Source organism: Micrococcus sp. HMSC067E09 (assembly GCF_001812555.1).
In the GTDB taxonomy this organism is placed as follows: Bacteria; Actinomycetota; Actinomycetes; order Actinomycetales; family Micrococcaceae; genus Micrococcus; species Micrococcus lylae.
Genome location: NZ_KV809440.1, coordinates 24,795 through 42,187, shown reverse-complemented (window position 1 = coordinate 42,187; position 17,393 = coordinate 24,795). Strand labels below are relative to the sequence as shown.

13 protein-coding genes are annotated in these 17,393 nt (G+C 70.6%); 11 read left to right on the top strand and 2 right to left on the bottom strand.

The features are described 5' to 3' along the window. Nucleotides 1-67: 67 nt before the first annotated feature. Nucleotides 68-1,231 (bottom strand): C40 family peptidase, encoded by a 1,164-nt coding sequence (locus HMPREF2863_RS06745; protein WP_083315281.1) that lies wholly within the window; start codon nt 1,229-1,231, stop codon nt 68-70. A gap of 274 nt (nt 1,232-1,505) precedes the next feature. Continuing rightward, nucleotides 1,506-2,837, bottom strand: coding sequence for a 4-aminobutyrate--2-oxoglutarate transaminase (gabT, locus tag HMPREF2863_RS06740; RefSeq protein WP_070638984.1), 1,332 nt, complete (start codon nt 2,835-2,837; stop codon nt 1,506-1,508). 194 nt (nt 2,838-3,031) lie between these two features. Here gabT and HMPREF2863_RS06735 point away from each other — a divergent pair, with 194 nt between their 5' ends. The 11 genes from HMPREF2863_RS06735 to HMPREF2863_RS06685 all read left to right on the top strand — a co-directional run bounded on the left by HMPREF2863_RS06735 (nt 3,032) and on the right by HMPREF2863_RS06685 (nt 17,389). Continuing rightward, nucleotides 3,032-3,940, top strand: coding sequence for a LysR family transcriptional regulator (locus HMPREF2863_RS06735; RefSeq protein ID WP_245232072.1), 909 nt, complete (start codon nt 3,032-3,034; stop codon nt 3,938-3,940). A 148-nt stretch (nt 3,941-4,088) separates the two neighbouring features. After that, nucleotides 4,089-5,042 carry a class F sortase gene (locus HMPREF2863_RS06730; RefSeq protein WP_070638982.1) on the top strand — a complete coding sequence of 318 codons (954 nt, stop codon included), beginning with the start codon at nt 4,089-4,091 and terminating at the stop codon, nt 5,040-5,042. A gap of 137 nt (nt 5,043-5,179) precedes the next feature. Next, entirely contained in the window at nt 5,180-6,181 is a 1,002-nt protein-coding gene (locus tag HMPREF2863_RS06725) for a DUF305 domain-containing protein (protein ID WP_070638980.1), read from the top strand. Between the two features lie 117 nt (nt 6,182-6,298). Continuing rightward, nucleotides 6,299-8,026 (top strand): ABC transporter ATP-binding protein/permease, encoded by a 1,728-nt coding sequence (locus HMPREF2863_RS06720; RefSeq protein ID WP_168165767.1) that lies wholly within the window; start codon nt 6,299-6,301, stop codon nt 8,024-8,026. Continuing rightward, entirely contained in the window at nt 8,023-9,813 is a 1,791-nt protein-coding gene (locus HMPREF2863_RS06715) for an amino acid ABC transporter ATP-binding/permease protein (protein ID WP_070638978.1), read from the top strand. The genes HMPREF2863_RS06720 and HMPREF2863_RS06715 overlap by 4 nt, the downstream gene beginning before the upstream one ends. 169 nt (nt 9,814-9,982) lie before the next feature. After that, complete coding sequence (locus HMPREF2863_RS06710) at nt 9,983-11,152, top strand: hypothetical protein (protein ID WP_070638976.1); 1,170 nt, start codon at nt 9,983-9,985, stop codon at nt 11,150-11,152. Nucleotides 11,153-11,722: 570 nt separating this feature from the next. Next, on the top strand, nt 11,723-11,968 hold the full coding sequence (gene nrdH, locus HMPREF2863_RS06705) for a glutaredoxin-like protein NrdH (RefSeq protein WP_067190167.1): 246 nt from the start codon (nt 11,723-11,725) through the stop codon (nt 11,966-11,968). A 17-nt stretch (nt 11,969-11,985) separates the two neighbouring features. Continuing rightward, nucleotides 11,986-12,450, top strand: a complete 465-nt coding sequence (nrdI, locus tag HMPREF2863_RS06700; protein WP_067190169.1) for a class Ib ribonucleoside-diphosphate reductase assembly flavoprotein NrdI — start codon at nt 11,986-11,988, stop codon at nt 12,448-12,450. Then, on the top strand, nt 12,450-14,618 hold the full coding sequence (gene nrdE, locus HMPREF2863_RS06695) for a class 1b ribonucleoside-diphosphate reductase subunit alpha (RefSeq protein WP_067190138.1): 2,169 nt from the start codon (nt 12,450-12,452) through the stop codon (nt 14,616-14,618). The genes nrdI and nrdE overlap by 1 nt, the downstream gene beginning before the upstream one ends. 297 nt (nt 14,619-14,915) lie before the next feature. Then, complete coding sequence (gene nrdF / locus HMPREF2863_RS06690) at nt 14,916-15,884, top strand: class 1b ribonucleoside-diphosphate reductase subunit beta (protein WP_067190140.1); 969 nt, start codon at nt 14,916-14,918, stop codon at nt 15,882-15,884. A gap of 596 nt (nt 15,885-16,480) precedes the next feature. Beyond that, nucleotides 16,481-17,389, top strand: coding sequence for a MetQ/NlpA family ABC transporter substrate-binding protein (locus HMPREF2863_RS06685; RefSeq protein WP_067190142.1), 909 nt, complete (start codon nt 16,481-16,483; stop codon nt 17,387-17,389). Nucleotides 17,390-17,393 lie beyond the last annotated feature (4 nt).

Sequence of the window (17,393 nt, the reverse complement as noted above, 5' to 3'; positions counted from 1 at the left end):
GAGGGCCCGTCGTCGTTCCAGTCCGGAGACGGGAGGGGAGGGGAGAGGAGTCTCTCGGCGGGGCCGGTCAAGCCGTCGCCAGGGGCGGACGCACGGCGCCGGCGTAGGTGTTGCCGGTGTCGTAGGAGGCCACCGTGACGATCTCGATGGTCTTGCCGGACTCGGGGGAGTGCAGGATCTTGCCGTCGCCGACGTACACCGCCACGTGGCGGATGCGGTCGGGATCGGCCTGGAAGGAGAAGAACAGCAGGTCGCCGGGCTGCCAGTCCTCACGTTCCACGGACGGGAAGCCGGACTCGCGCAGCTGCGGGCCGGAGTCGCGCGGCATGTCGATGCCGTGGTGGCGGAAGATCGAGTAGGTGAAGCCCGAGCAGTCGAAGCCGTACGAGGAGGCTCCGGCCCACAGGTAGGGCAGTCCCAGGAAGCGCGTGCCGGTCTCGATGATCTGCTCGGCGGTGGGGGTGGGGAGCTTCTCGCCCCGCTTCAGAACCTTCACGGCCTCCTCGGACAGCCATCCGTCCTCGGAGTCCGGCAGGGCCACGCGCACGTGCCCGTCCTTCTTCTCGAGCAGCGGCAGGCGGGTTTCGAAGGAGACGGCGAGCAGGTCCTCGCCGCCGCCGGCGGCAGAGGTCACCGTGGCCTTGTCCGCGGTGACCACCACGGTGTCGTGCTCCTCGCGCAGCTGGGCGAAGCGCTCGTCGTGCACGAGCTGGACCGCCGGCACCCAGCCGGTCATGAAGCCCTCGTCGCGGTGCGGTGCGGGCTGCTCGGTGAAGGAGACCTTCGCCCAGCCGTTCGCGATCTCCAGGACGTCCGCCGGGGAGCCGACCAGGGCCTGCGAGTCGAGCTTGCCGAGCAGCCAGTAGCGGGACTGGTAGTCGGGCATGCGGTCGTTCCAGGCGGCCAGGTCCACGGGGCGGCCCATCGAGGGCTCGTCTACGCCCTGGCGGTTCAGACCCGGCTCGGTCCACATGGACGCGGCGGTCACGGCCACGAAGGCCTCGTCGCCGGCCTCGATGGGGCGGGCCGGCGCGAAGGTCGGGGCGGGGGAGGTCGAGGGGGCGGGGGAGCTCGAGGACTCGGGGGAACTCGGGGAGGCCACGGCTGCACCGGTGGTGGAACCTCGTCCGCCCTGGGCGCAGCCGGACAGGACGAGGCCCGAGGCGGCGGCGAGGGAGGTCAGCAGGGTGCGGCGGCCGATCAGGCCGTGCGGCGGACGGTGTGCGGACACGCAGGAGCTCCAGTGGGTCGGGGAAAGCCGGTGCGCAGATGCAGAACGGCGGGCATCGGCCGTGGCCCTCAGCGCAACAGGGGGAAGTCTAGCCTCCGGGCGTCGGCGACGGCCATGGCAGCGCTCACATCGTCCCGGCCCGCCGGTGGCGCTCGGTGCCCGCCGGGGCCGGGCGCCAAGTGCTGCCGTGACGACGACGGACTGTCGCCGTCGTCAGAGGGCGACAGTCCGTCGTCGGGGAGCCTCCGTCAGGGCAGGCGGCGGTCAGGGCGGCTCAGACGGCCTTGAGGGCGTCGGTGACCTCCTGCAGGCCCTCGCGCAGCAGCTCCTCGGAGATGGTGAGCGGAGGCAGGAAGCGGACCACGTTGCCGTAGGTGCCGCAGGTGAGCAGGATGACGCCGGTCTCGCGGACGGCCTTGGCCACCGCGCCGCAGAGCTCGGCGTCGGGAGCGCCGGTGGCCGGGTCCACGAACTCGATCGCCATCATGGCGCCGCGGCCGCGGACCTCGCCGATGCGGTCGTCCGCGTTCTGCTCGAAGTGGCCGCGGATGACCTGCTCGATCCTCTGGGCCGCTTCGATCAGACCCTGCGACTCGATGGTCTCGAAGACCCCGAGCGCAGCGGCGCAGGCCACCGGGTTGCCGCCATAGGTGCCGCCGAGGCCGCCGGCGTGGACGCTGTCCATGATCTCGGCGCGGCCGGTGAGGGCGGACAGCGGCATGCCGCCGGCGATGCCCTTGGCGGTGGTGATCAGGTCCGGCTCGATGCCCTCGTGCTCGCAGGCGAACCAGGTGCCGGTGCGGGCGAACCCGGACTGCACCTCGTCCGCGATGAACAGGACGCCGTTCTCACGGCACCAGTCGACGACGGTCGGGAGGAAGCCCTCGGCCGGGACGATGAAGCCGCCTTCGCCCTGGACGGGCTCCATGATCACGGCGGCCAGGGAGTCCGCGCCGATCTGCTTCTCCAGGGCGGAGATGGTGGCCTGGGCGGCGGCGACGCCGTCGAGGCCGCCGTCGCGCAGCGGGTAGGAGCCCGGCACGCGGTAGACCTCGGGGGCGAAGGGGCCGAAGGAGTGCTTGTACGGCATCTGCTTCGCCGTCAGTGCCATGGTGAGAGTGGTGCGGCCGTGGTAGGCGTGGTCGAACGCGGCGACGGCCTGGCGGCCGGTGTAGGCGCGGGCCACCTTGACGGCGTTCTCCACGGCCTCGGCGCCGGAGTTGAACAGGGCGGTGCGGGTCTCGCCCGGGACCGGGGACTTCTCCCCCAGGCGCTCGGCCACCTCCACGTAGCCCTCGTACGGGGTGACCATGAAACAGGTGTGGGTGAACTCGGCCACCTGGGACTGCACGTTCTCCACCACGGCCGGGGCGGCGGCCCCCACGGAGGTCACGGCGATGCCGGAGCCGAGGTCGATGAGGCGGTTGCCGTCCACGTCCTCGAGGATGCCGTCGTACGCGCGGGCCGCGTAGACCGGCATGGTCGGGGCGAGGGCGCCCGGGACGGATGCGGCCTGACGGGCGGCAAGCTCGCGCGAGCGCGGGCCGGGGATCTCGGTGGCCAGGTGACGGGACTGCTCCAGGGCAGGGCGCTCGGCGGTGCTCACGGGCGGTTCCTCCAGACGGGGGTCGGTGCGGATGTGCTGATCGAGGAGGAGGAACTGCGTGGCGGTGTCATGCCGTGCAGTGTGCCGACGGCCGGTCGCCGCAGGCTCGCCGCCGTCCTCTCCTGCGGCGATTCTCCGCCCGCCCGTCCATGCTGTCCAATGATGATCCGTCATAGCGCCTATGCTCTGCAGGCATGAAGCATGCAGACCTGGGGCGCCTGCCCGAGCTGGACCCGTCCTTGGTGTCCGCATTCCTGCGCACCGTGGAGGCCGGGACGGTCTCGGAGGCCGCCCGCCAGCTGGGCGTGGTGCAGCCGGCGCTGAGCCGCCAGCTGCAGCGCCTCGAGCGGCAGACGGGGCTGTCCCTGTTCGCCCGGGGCGGGCCGCGGCTGCGCCTGACGCACACCGGCGAGGCCTTCGTCCCGGTGGCGCGCCGGCTGCTCGCGGAGCACCGGGCGGCGGGCCAGGCTGTCCAGATGCTGGCGGCCGGGCGGCTCGAGTCCGTCCGCTTCGCCGCGCCGGGCACCACGCTCGTGGACGTCGTCATCCCGTTCGTGGCGACGCTGTCCGAGGACGCGCCGCGCGCGGAGGTGGTGGAGACGGACCTGGACGACTCGCTGGCGCAGGCCGTGGCGCACCATGACCTGGTGGTGATGCCGTCCACCCCGCCGGACACCGTGGCCTCCCTGGCATTGGTGGACGCCCCGGTCTGGGCCTATGTGGCCCCGCATCACCGCTGGGCCGGGCGGGGACGGATCAGCGTGGACGACCTCACGGGCGAACGGCTCGTGGTCCCGTCCCGCTCCTTCAAGTCCCGCCGTGTGTTGGACGGGGCGCTCGAGGTGGCCGGGCTGACGGTGCCGGAGGTGACGGAGGTGAACTCCGGTCGCGTGGCGCAGGCGCTCGTGGCCACCGGCGCGGGCGTGGCCGTGGTGACCGAGGACCCCGCCTTCGACCTGGTGCCGCTGCACCTGGCGGCCCGCGGTGCCGACCTCGCCGTGGGGCTGCACGCGGCCTGGGCGCCGGACCACTACGGCGAGGCGACGCTGCGGGCGCTCGCGCAGCAGCTGCAGGGGTGGCTGCGGGACCGGTACCGCGGCTGAGACCGCCGTGGCCGTGCCCTCGGCAGCGGCCACACTTCTGTATCGTCTGGAATCGTGGCGGGCGGCCCGCCGCGGCGGCGACCGTACCCGCCGTGACCACCGCCGGCCCTGACCGGGCGAGCCCACAGAGCGCAGAAGGGGATCCGAGATGCACAGGAACGTCAAGCGGGCGATCTGGGTGGTCGCACTGCTCGCCTGCCTCGCCGTGGTCTGGTTCTCGGTCCGTGGCCTCTTCGCCTTCGGAGAGGTGCCCATCAGCCAGGCCCCGACGGCGGCGCCGTCGCCGTCCGTCTCCAGTCCCGCCTCGGACACGGCGTCGCGGTCCGTGTCCTCCTCCAACGCACCGTCCTCCTCCGGCGTGCCGTCGTCGGCGTCGGCCACGCCGACGCGGGAGGCCGACGCCCCGTCTGCGACGCAGTCCCCGGCGTCGTCGGAGGCCGCGTCACCGGAGGCCTCCGGCCCTGCGTCCTCGGAGGCCTCCACCCCTGCCGCCCCGACCTCCTCGGAGGCCGCGTCACCGGAGTCCTCAGCCCCGGCATCGACCTCGGCCGAGCCGGAGCCCAGCCCGTCGCCGACGCCGACCCCCACCGGTCCGCCGGCCGCGGCGATGGACGAGATCACCGCGGCGCCGGTGCATGTGGACGTCTACCACGAAGGGGAGCAGTACATCGGGGCGCCGATCGTTCCGGAGCATCGGGACGAGGACGGGGAGCTGAACCCGGAGCCGCGGAACGTCGGCTGGTACGCGCCGCCCCAGTGGAGCACGACGCCGGGCGAGCTGTCCTCCCATCCGGGCATCCTCACCGGCCACGTCATCCACTCTGGGCTGAAGGACGTGTTCTACCGCCTGGAGGAGACCCGCAAGGGTGACCTCGTGGTGGTGACCTATGAGGACGGGACACAGGCGAAGTTCACCCTGGACACGGACCCGGTCCAGATGGGCAAGCGGGACCTGATCGACTCCCCGGAGTTCGCCTGGGCGTGGGAGCTGGAGGAGCCGGGACGGAAGGTCACGCTCATCACATGCGAGCTCGTCCCGGGCTCCGGCATGACCGGACATTCCGTGGACAACTGGGTGGTCCAGGCGACCCGGATCGCCTGAACCGGACGGTCGCGGACCGGGCGCGCCGTTTTCCCCGGGCGGGTGTCACGACGTACCGTTTCCAGTGAACGGCGGCGTATCCGCCGTCGGGGCCACACGTCGATGCGGCGGCCCCGCCAGCCGAGAGGAACCCCGCCATGCAGCAGCCGAGCATCCGCCCCGCCTTCCGCCGTCCTCTCCGGACGTTCGCGGTCGGCCTCGGCTCCGTGGCGCTGGCGTTCGGTCTGACCGGCTGCCTGGACAGCGCCCAGTCCGCCCGCGAGCGTGCCGCCGCGGCCACCGCCACGGCGTCCGAGGGCGGCCTGCCCTCGCCGAGCCCGACCCAGGATGCCCAGCGGCGGCAGGACATCGTCTTCGCGTCCACCATGCTGAGGAACCAGCGTCAGGCCGTGGAGTACTCGCAGCTGCTGCTGGACAAGGGCGACGGCGTGGACGAGGAGGCGCGCCGGTTCGCCCACGCCGTCACCGACCGCCGTCCCGAGCTGATCGACCGCCTGGACGGTCTGCTCCAGGACTGGGGCGTGGAGACCGAGGAGGACGCCGAGGCCGTCGCCGAGGCCAACCCGACCCCGACCCCCAGCGGCTTCGCCACAGGTCCCTCCGAGGAGGAGCTGATGGAGGCCAACCAGCAGGCCGCCGCGGACCGCCGTGCGGGCCTGCTGACCTCGGAGGAGAAGCGCGCCCTCGAGTCCGCCACGGACGAGGACGCCGGCCGTCTGTACCTGATGCAGATGCACCGTCTGCACTTCGGCTCGGTGATGATCGCGAACACCCAGGTGGAGGAGGGCGAGGACGAGGAGGCCAAGGACCTCGCCGAGGAGATCTCCGAGGACCAGTCCCGCGTCGTCGACGACGTCCAGCAGCTGCTGGGTGAGATGGGCGTGATCATCGGCGGCAGCCGTGACCACGAGCCGAACCCGAAGAGTGCCCCCGCCTCCATCAACAACGACGACGGCCCGGTCACCTTCAAGCCGGACCCGCCCAGCCCGTCTCCGTCGGAGAGCGACGAGAGCGAGGACGGCGACGACCGCGACCGACGCAGGGCGGACAGGTCCGCGGATTCCTCGCCGTCTCCGAGCCCGGCCGACTCCGACTCCCCGTCGAACGACGACGAGGACGACGAGGACGACGACGACTGAGCCTCGGCGGCGACGGCGTTGCACACGCCGCGGGCCCGTGCCGACCCGGCGCGGGCCCGCGGCGTCTCTGCTGAGGCCCGCGCGGACCGGGTGTGCGGCCGACCTACGATGGACCCCATGCCCGCTCACCCGCTCTTCGCCCCCGGTGCGCCGGCCGTCCGTGTCCAGGTCGCCTGCGAGGCGCTGCGCACGGTGGCGGTCGGCGCCGTGATGCTCTGTGTGGGCCGGCTGCTCGCCGACGCCCTCGACCGTTCCGCCCAGGTGTCCGTCCCCGTGGTGGCTGCCGCCGTGGCGGCAGCGCTCGTGGCGGCGGCAACAGAGGCCGGCTCGCATGCCGTCCAGGGGCGCAGCATCGCCGCCGAGTCCCGCCGCCTGCGCGGGGCGCTGCTGCGCCGTGCCTTCGCCCTCGGCCCGGCACGCTTCACCGGTGCGCAGACCGGCCGGCTCGTGGCGATGATGACCGACTCCGTGGAGCGCGTGACCGAGTATCGCCAGGGCTACGTCGGCCGCCTGGTGGGCGCGGTGCTGGCGCCGCTGCTGACCATCCTGCTGGCAGCGGTCTTCGTGGACTGGCTCTCCGCCCTGGTGCTGCTCCTGCTGGTCCCGGTGATCCCCCTGGCGATCATGGGGTTCCGCCGCCTCGTGGCGGGCGTGTCCGCCGCGTCCCGCGAGATGCGCATGCGGCTGGCCGGCCAGTTCCTGGAGGCGATCCAGGGCCTGCCGACGCTCGTGGGCCTGCGTGCGGCCGGCCGTGTGGGCGACCGCCTTCAGGCCGCCGGCGAGCAGAACCGACGGGCCACCATGTCCCTGCTTGCGCGGAACCAGCTCATCCTGTTCGTCACCGAGTCCGTGTTCTCCCTGTTCATGGTCTCCGCCGCCGTGCTGCTCGCCTGGGTCAGGCACGACGACGGCGCCGTCACCGTGGCCGGGGCCCTCGCCCTGGTGCTCCTGTCGACTCAGCTGACCGCTCCGATGAAGCAGATCGGCGGGTTCTTCTACATCGGCATGGCCGGTCGGGCCGGGCAACGGATGATGACCGCCTTCGTGGACCGCGGCGTGGTGCCCGTCGGGCAGGCTCACCCCGGTGGCAGACCGGATGCCAGACGGCCCGGCACCCCGGCCGAGACGGCTCCGGCCGCGTCGTCCCCGGCCGAGCCTGCGCCGAGGCGAGGCGATCCTGCGCAGGAGGGGGCCGTCGTCGTGCAGGGCGTGGACTTCTGCTACGAGCCGGACAGGCCGGTGCTCACGGACGTGGACCTGACCGTGGCCGAACGGGAGACCACGGCGCTGCTGGGCACCTCGGGCTCGGGCAAGTCCACGCTGCTGGGCCTGCTCGCCGGGGACCTGCTGCCGGCCTCGGGCACCGTGCACGTGAACGGCGTCCCGCTGACCGCGGCGACCCAGGACGAGGTGCGTGCGGCCTCCGCCGTGGTGCAGCAGCACACGTGGCTGTTCCGGGCGTCGTTGGCGCAGAACCTGCGCATCGCCGCACCGGGGGCCACGGACGAACAGCTCTGGGACGCCCTCGAGCAGGTGGACCTGGCGGGCTGGGCGCGCACGCTGCCGCAGGGACTGGACACACCCGTGGGCGAGCGCGGATTGGGCGTCTCCGGCGGTCAGGGCCAGCGGATCGCCCTGGCCCGCGCGTTCCTGGCCGGCCGACCCCTGGTGATCCTCGACGAGCCGACGAGCCAGGTCGACCTGGAGTCCGAGGCTGTGATCGAGCAGGCAATCGAGCGGTTGGGGGAGCGGGCCACCGTGGTGCTCGCGACGCACCGCCCCGCCCTGGTGACGGGCCGTGCCGTGCGCGTGCGCGGCGGACGGGTGGAGCAGGAGCGGCGATGACGACGACGGCGCAGTCGCGGACGGCCCCGCTGGTAGAGGTGGGCCGCTGGCTGATCCGCGCCACGGCCCCGGTGCTGTGGCCGCTGGCCGGCTCGGTGCTGTTCCGGCACGTCTACTTCGCCGCGGCGGCGGCGCTGTTGGGCATGGGCGCCGGGGCGATCGCGTCCCTGGCGGTCGACGGGCCGACGCCGGCATGGCTGCCCGGGACGGTGTGGACGCTGATCGGCGTGCTGGCCGGGCTGACCCTGGTGAAGGCCGTGGCCGGCTACCTCGAGCACTTCCTGGGCCACTGGGTGGCGTTCAAGGCGCTCGAGCTGCTGCGCGTGCGCCTGTACCGCGCGCTGGTGCCCCTGGCGCACCAGGCCGCGCGGAACGCCTCCTCGGGTGACCTGCTGACGCGGGCGACCAAGGACGTCGACCGGATCGAGGTGTTCTTCGCGCACACCCTGGCACCGGCGGTGACCGCGGTGACGATGCCCGCGCTGGTCCTGGCCGTGATGGGACCGCAGGTCGGCGGGCCGGCGGCGCTGGCGGCGGGGGTCGGGCTGGGCCTGTCCGTGGTCGTGGTCCCGGCGCTGGGCGTGCGGGCGAGCCAGCGCGGAGCCGACGCGGCCAACGCGCGGCGTGGCGAGATCGCTCAGCACATCACCGACTCGGTGCAGGGCATGTCCGAGGTGACCGGCTACGGCCATGTGGATCGTCGGCTGGAGGAGACGGCGGCGCTGGACGAGGCGCTGCAGTCCGACGGCGCCGTCCGCGGCCGGTGGGCCGTGGCACGGGAGGGCGCTGCCCAGGCGGTGTCCCTGGCCACGCTGCCGGCCGTAGTGGCAGCCGGTGCGGCGTCCGGGGCGGACCTGGTGCCGCTGGCCGCCTTCACCGCGATGGTGTGGGCGCTGTTCGACGCGACCGCCGGCGTGCGTGGGTTCGCCGGGACGCTGGACGCCTCGATGGCCGCGGCGCGCCGTGTGCACCAGATCGCCGTGAGGGCCCCCGACGTGGCGGACCCGCCGACGCCGGTGCCGGTGCCCGCGGGGTCTCTGGGCGTGCGCGTGGAGGACGTGGACTACGCGTATCCGTCCGAGGCCGAGGCGCGTCCGACGGCACTCGCGGGCATCACGCTCGAGGTCCCGGCCGGCAGTCACACGGCGCTGATGGGCGCCTCGGGCTCCGGCAAGTCCTCGATCCTGCGCCTGCTTGCCCGGCACGACGACGCCACGGCCGGCACGGTCGCGCTGACCGGGGCCGAGGGGGCCGCGGTTCCGGTGTCCGCCGTGGCGTTGGAGGACCTGAGGACGGCCACGCACTACGTGACCCAGCAGACCACGCTGTTCCGCGGCAGCATCGCCGAGAACCTCCGGCTGTCTGCGCCCCGGGCCGGCGACGATCGGCTGTGGGAGGCGCTCGAGGCGGCACAGCTGGCCGAGACCGTGCGGAAGCGCGGGGGACTGGACACCGAGGTCGGGGAGCAGGGCCGTCGGCTGTCCGGCGGGCAGCGTCAGCGGCTCGGCGTGGCCCGGGCCGTGCTGGCCCGCCCGCGGGTTCTCCTGCTGGACGAGTACACCTCCCACCTGGACCCCGAGACCGCCGCGGCGGTGCGCGCCGGCCTGCGCGCGGCGCTGCCGGAGGCGACGATCGTGGAGGCCACGCACACCTCGGCCGGGCTGGACGCCGCGGACCAGGTGGTGGTGTTGGACGCCGGCCGGATCGTGGCCTGTGGGCGGCCCGAGGACCTGAAGCGCGCCGGACCGCTGGCGAGGCTCATCGCGCGGGAGACGGACCGGGCGTGACCATTCTGTGTCGTGGGTGACAGGGCTGTTGCGATGTCGGTGTTCCCCTGGCATCTGCTCACCGGATTCGTAGGCTGTGACGCGGAGGGGACATGTGACATGGGGCACGTTCCTTTCGGCCGCGCCAGGCCGGCCGCGGTCACACGCACATCCATGGGAGTGAAGCATCATGACCCGCGCGACGACCATCGGCCACCGCACCGCCCTCGGCATGGGGGCGCTGGCCCTGACCGCAGCAATGCTGGCACCGGGAGCCGGTGCCGAGACCGCCGGCACCCAGGGCGGCAACCCGGAACCCGGCCCGGTGGGTGGGATCGGAGACCCCGCCGTCTGGGGCTGCTTCGTGGGCTCCACCACGGGCAAGGGCGTCGGCGAGCCCGACTCCACCGGGCGACTGCGCAGCGCCCACCAGATCGTGTTCGCACTGCAGCGCGGTCCCGGTCAGGAGGGCGCCGTCGCCGCGGACCAGGTGACGGTCACCGCGGTGCCCCGCGGCGCCGACACCGAGCCGGTGGAGGTCCCGTTCAGCTTCGAGGGCCCGGTCGGCACCGTGTGGACCAGTGACCTCGGCGACGCGCTCGGGCTCGAGGAGGGCACGGACACCAGCCACGTCGGCGAGGTGGACGTCACCGTCACGGTCGACGGCACCGCCGAGGTGGTGGCGACCCTGGACATGGCGAAGGGCGGCACGCCCGTGGACCACCGGTGCGAGAATACCAACACCGAGTCCGGGCCGCTCTGGATCGACGTCCACTGGACCGCGGTCCCCATGAACATGAACGACCGCGGCTTCCTCGACGGCGGCGGCTGGGCCTTCACCAGCGACGTCCGCGAGTGGATGCCGTTCCGCTGGCAGAGCGACGACGCCACCGCCACCGGGACGCACTATGTGCCCGCCGACGAGGTCGAGTGGACCGAGCACACGCCGAGCGTGTTCCCGCTGCACGGGTTCGAATCCGGCAGACACTACGGGACCAACGTCAGCACCCTGTCCGGAGAGTCGGACCTGAGCTGGATCGAGGCCGAGGGCGTCGGCCCGGACGGCAAGACCTACAGGAGGCTCAGCCTGATCGACCCGATGACCCAGAAGACCTACGACGCGACGCTGGACGGCGCCGTCCCGGTGGCCGGCATGAACGCCGAGGACAAGAAGGACATGACGCCGCAGCTTCTCCTGCGGGACACGCAGCCCGAGGACCCGAACGAGCCGGCGGACGACGGTCACACCGTCCCGGACAAGGTGGAGACCGGTGGCTCCGCTGCCGGCGGCCTCGCGCTGGCAGGTCTGGGCGGGGCGACCGGCCTGGTGGCGCTGCGCCGCAGGTTCGGCATGGCCTGAGGGCCACGCCGTCACGAATCCGGCGGGAGAGGCGATTCCCCGCGCCGCCCGTCGAAGGCAGAGGGCCGTCGTCGTGAGCTGATGGGAGCCACGGTGGCGGCCCTCGGCCGTCCCTGTCCGGCCCCGCCGACGATCGGGAGGGGCAGAGCATGGTCAGTCCTCGGCCGAGGGCGGCGGGTCGACAGGCGCCGCGGGGGAGTCCTTGTCCTGTCCGGGCCTACATCTAGTGTCCGGACCATGCAGACACGCCGACGTTTTGAGTGGTGGACATCGCTGAAAGGCGTGTGCAGATGTGCACTGTGCCCGTCCACCGGCTGTGGACAGCGTGGGGTCGAAGCGGCCCGATCCGCGTGTTCGCGCGGATCGTGGTCGGCCGGGAGTGTGGATGGGGTGTGGAGAGAGTGTGAACGATGAATGACATCCGTGTAAGCACTACATCTAGGGATGGTCGCGCCCGCCGATCACCACATGTAGTATCGATGGGAACGAAAGCACGAATCCCCGGATTCCGCTCCGGGACCGATGTGAGCCCCAGTCGGGGCCCGTCGGATGAGAAGCAAAGGGATGCAGATGACCGTCACCGTCTACACCAAGCCGGCCTGCGTGCAGTGCAACGCCACCTACCGTGCGCTGGACAAGAAGGGCATCGCCTACAAGACCGTCGACATGTCCCAGGACCCGGAGGCCCTGGAGCAGGTTCGGGCCCTCGGCTTCATGCAGGCACCGGTCGTCATGACCGAGTCCGACTCCTGGTCCGGCTTCCGCCCGGACAAGATCGAGGAGCTGGCCCAGGCCGCCGCCACCTCAGTCGCTTGAGTGGCAACGCGGTGCAGATGACCCGAGGCGCGGACCTCCACCACATCCGATCTGCCGCAGCGCAGGGACTCGTCCCCACGGACGCCCGGCTCATCTACTTCTCCTCGGCGTCCGGGTACACGCACCGCTTCGTCCAGAAGCTCGCCCTGCCCGAGGGTCAGACGGCGCGGCTGCCCCTGATCACGAAGGAGCCGACGCTGGAGGCCACCGCCCCGTTCGTCCTGCTCACCCCCACCTACGGCGGGGGAGACGGGAAGGGGGCGGTCCCCAAGCAGGTGATCAAGTTCCTCAACGTCGAGGGGAACCGGAGGTTGCTGCAGGGCGTGATCGCCAGCGGCAACACCAACTTCAACGAGGGGTACTGCCTCGCGGGATACATCATCGCCCGCAAGTGTCAGGTGCCCCTGATGTACAAGTTCGAACTCATGGGCACGTCGGACGACGTGACCCGCGTCCGCGAAGGATTGGAAGGGATCTTCTGATGACCGTCACCGAGCAGGACCTCATCCAGCAGGCCAAGCACCTGCCGCCGGAGTGGCAGGGTCTGGGCTACCACGAGCTCAACGCCATGCTGAACCTGTATGGCCCCGACGGCAAGATCCAGTTCGAGGCCGACCACGCCGCCGCGCGGCAGTACTTCCTGCAGCACGTCAACAACAACACGGTCTTCTTCCACGACCTCGAGGAGAAGCTGACCTACCTGCAGGAGAACGACTACTACGAGTCCGAGACCTTCGAGCAGTACCCGTTCGAGTTCGTCAAGGGCCTGTTCGACCGTGCCTACAAGGCGAAGTTCCGCTTCCCGACCTTCCTCGGCGCCTTCAAGTTCTACACCTCCTATGCGCTGAAGACCTTCGACGGCAAGCGCTATCTCGAGCGCTACGAGGACCGGGTCTCCGTGGTGGCCCTCCACCTCGCCCAGGGCGACCAGGCCATGGCCGAGCACCTTGTGGACGAGATGGTCGCCGGCCGCTTCCAGCCCGCCACCCCGACCTTCCTCAACGCAGGCAAGAAGCAGCGCGGCGAACTCGTCTCCTGCTTCCTGCTGCGCATCGAGGACAACATGGAGTCCATCGCCCGCGGCATCAACTCCGCCCTGCAGCTGTCCAAGCGCGGCGGCGGCGTGGCCCTGTCGCTCACCAACATCCGTGAGCACGGTGCCCCCATCAAGCAGATCGAGAACCAGTCCTCCGGCGTCATCCCCGTGATGAAGCTGCTCGAGGACTCCTTCTCCTACGCGAACCAGCTCGGCGCCCGCCAGGGAGCCGGCGCCGTGTACCTGCACGCGCACCACCCGGACATCCATCGCTTCCTGGACACGAAGCGTGAGAACGCGGACGAGAAGATCCGCATCAAGACCCTGTCCCTCGGCGTGGTCATCCCGGACATCACCTTCGAGCTGGCCAAGCGCAACGAGGACATGTACCTCTTCTCCCCGTACGACGTGGAGCGTGTCTACGGCAAGCCGTTCTCCGAGATCTCCGTCACGGAGAAGTACCACGAGATGGTGGACGACGCCCGGATCAAGAAGACCAAGATCAACGCGCGCGAGTTCTTCCAGACCCTCGCGGAGATCCAGTTCGAGTCCGGCTACCCGTACATCGTCTTCGAGGACACCGTGAACCGCGCGAACCCGATCGCCGGCCGCATCACCATGTCCAACCTCTGCTCCGAGATCCTGCAGGTCTCCTCCGCCTCGCAGTACAACGAGGACCTGACCTACGCCGAGGTCGGTGAGGACATCTCCTGCAACCTCGGCTCCATGAACATCGCGAAGACCATGGACTCGCCGGACTTCGGCCTGTCCATCGAGACGGCGATCCGCGCGCTGACCGCCGTGTCCACCATGTCCGACATCCAGTCGGTCCCCTCGGTGGCCAAGGGCAACGAACGCTCCCACGCCATCGGCCTGGGGCAGATGAACCTCCACGGCTACCTCGCCCGCGAGCGGGTGCACTACGGCTCCGAGGAGGGCATCGACTTCACGAACATGTACTTCTACGCGGTGCTGTTCCACGCGCTGCGCGCCTCGAACAAGATCGCCATCGAGCGCGGTCAGAGGTTCGGCGGGTTCGAGGACTCGACGTACGCCTCCGGCGAGTTCTTCGACAAGTACACCGAGCAGGAGTGGAAGCCCGCCACCGAGCGAGTCGCAGCCCTGTTCGCGGACGCGGACATCCACCTGCCGACCCGCGAGGACTGGCTCGAGCTCAAGGCCTCCGTCATGGAGCACGGCATCTTCAACCGCAACCTGCAGGCCGTCCCGCCGACCGGCTCGATCTCCTACATCAACAACTCGACCTCCTCGATCCACCCGGTGGCCTCGAAGATCGAGATCCGCAAGGAGGGCAAGCTCGGCCGCGTCTACTACCCGGCCCCGTACCTGACCAACGAGAACCTCGAGTACTACGAGGACGCGTACGAGATCGGCTACGAGAAGATCATCGACACCTACGCCGCTGCCACCCAGCATGTGGACCAGGGGCTGTCCCTGACGCTGTTCTTCAAGGACACGGCCACCACCCGTGACCTGAACCGTGCGCAGATCTACGCCTGGAAGAAGGGCATCAAGACGATCTACTACATCCGCCTGCGCCAGCTCGCCCTGGAAGGCACCGAGGTCGAGGGCTGCGTGTCCTGCATGCTCTGAGCCGGCCACGCGCCGTCCGCCGCCGCACCGGAAGGCGGCGAGCGGCCGTCGTCGTGATGCACGGAAGGGGCCGGGCGAGAACCCGCCCGGCCCCTCCGTCACACCCCTGGGGGACACCCCGGGGACACCCCGTTCCGCCCACGGCGAGGCACGCCCGACGTGTCCGGCCGTCGGCCTAGACTGACCACTCGAACAGCCGGGCTTCCGTGCGTGCCGATCACCCTGGAAGCCGCAAGAACACGCCGATTCTCCTGTGTGAGAAGCCGGCCCCACGTACCGCCGAAGGATGAGCACTCCGTGACTGACCAGCAGCATCACCTCGTCGAAGCGATCAACTGGAACCGCATCCAGGACGAGAAGGACGTCGAGGTGTGGAACCGCCTCGTGAACAACTTCTGGCTGCCGGAGAAGGTTCCGCTGTCCAACGACGCGCAGTCCTGGTCCAACCTGACCGACGACGAGCGCCTGCTCTCCATGCGGGTGTTCACCGGCCTGACCCTGCTGGACACCATCCAGGGCACCGTCGGCGCCGTGTCCCTCATCCCGGACGCCATCACCCCGCACGAGGAGGCCGTCTACACGAACATCGCGTTCATGGAGTCGGTGCACGCGAAGTCCTACTCCTCGATCTTCTCCACCCTCGCCTCCACCAAGGAGATCGACGAGGCCTTCCGCTGGTCCCGGGAGAACACGAACCTGCAGCGCAAGGCCGCGCTGATCGTCGAACGCTACGACGGCGAGGACCCGTACAAGAAGAAGATCGCCTCCACCCTGCTGGAGTCCTTCCTCTTCTACTCCGGCTTCTACTGGCCGATGTACCTGTCCTCCCACGCGCGCCTGACCAACACCGCGGACCTGATCCGCCTGATCATCCGCGACGAGGCCGTGCACGGCTACTACATCGGCTACAAGTACCAGCGGAACCTCGAGACCCTGCCCGAGGAGAAGCGCGAGGAGCTCAAGGCCTTCACCTACGAGCTGCTCTTCGAGCTGTACGAGAACGAGGTCGAGTACACCCACGCCCTCTACGACTCCGTCGGGCTGGCCGAGGACGTCAAGAAGTTCCTGCACTACAACGCCAACAAGGCCCTGATGAACCTGGGCTACGAGGCGATGTTCCCGGCCGAGACCACCAACGTGAACCCGGCGATCCTCTCCGCCCTGTCCCCGAACTCGGACGAGAACCACGACTTCTTCTCCGGCTCCGGCTCCTCCTACGTGATCGGCAAGGCCGAGAACACCGAAGACGACGACTGGGACTTCTGAGCCCGCCCGCCTGACCTGCTCTGCACGCCCTCCCCGGCACCGAGCGGTCGACGACGGCCCGCATCCTCTGCGCGAGGGTGCGGGCCGCCGTCGTCTCCGACCGCCCTGCGGAAGGTCATGCGGCGTCATGCAGCCCGGTGCCGGGCGTGGAATCCCTCACATGCGCCCCCAGAAGCCGCCCGGAATGCCGTGCGCGGCGCGTGGACACGTTACGATCATGCCCAGCTTCAGGAGAAGCGGCTTACGGCCCCGCCGGCGAAGCGGGGCCACGTGGTCCCAGGACGAGCCGCTCACCAACCCCATGTTCACGGGTGGTATCGGACCGAGAAGCGGCCCACTTCCGCCGCGCGGAGGACCCCGACGACGGGGACGCGCGCGGTGGCTGGAGGCGGGCAAGAGCAGACCCTCGAAAGGAAGTACACCGGCGCGGCACGGGCGTCTCCGCCCTGTCCGCGCAGGCGCGGCCCCACCGGCGTCGGCACTCTCCGTCCCCGCCCCGGCCGGGCGCGCCGTTCAGCACCGCACCCGACCCCGTCCCGGACGAGCCGAGGACGGGCAGGCGTCGTTTCCCCCCCCTGTCCCAGAGGAGATCCCCCATGTCCCAGCACCCCGCACTGTCCCGCCGTTCGTTCGGCGCCCTCTCCCTCGCCGCCGTCGGCTCCCTGGCCCTCTCGGCCTGCAACTCGCAGGCGCAGGACGACTCCGCCAACGGCGGCAAGGGCAAGATCGTCATCGGCATCGTGGGCGAGAACGAGACCAACAAGCTGTTCGTGGAGCTTGCCAAGAAGGAGCTGGACCTCGACGTGGAGATCCGCAACTTCACGGAGTACACCCAGCCGAACCCGGCGCTGGAGAACGGTGACATCCAGATGAACTGGTTCCAGCACATCGCCTACCTGGCCGACTACAACGAGGCCTCGGGCAGCGACCTGGTGATGATCGGCTCCACCGAGATCATCCCCCTGCCGCTGTACTCGAAGAAGTACAAGGACGTGGAGGACTTCCAGAAGGGGGACACCGTCGCGATCCCGAACGACACCGTCAACCAGGGCCGTGCCATCGGCGTGCTCGTGCAGGCCGGCCTGGTCACGCTCAAGAACGACACGATCCGCCCGGAGCCGAAGGACATCGACGAGTCCGCCTCCACCGTGAAGGTGCAGCCGGTGGCCGCGCAGCAGACCGTGAACGCGCTGGAGTCCGTGCAGGGCGCGGTGATCAACAACGACTTCTCCGCAGACGCCGGGATCGACACGAACACCGCCCTGTTCCAGGACGACCCGTCCGCAGACGCCGCCAAGCCGTTCGTCAACGGGTTCGTGGTCCGCCAGGAGGACAAGGACGACGAGACGTACAAGAAGCTCGCCGAGCTCTACCACAACCAGCAGATCCTGGACTCGGACGCCGAGCTCTCCTCCGGCACCTCCGTGCCGGTGCAGCTGGAGCAGGACGAGATCGATCGGGTCACCGAGGACTACCAGGCCGCGATCGCCGAGCAGGGCTCCTGATGCC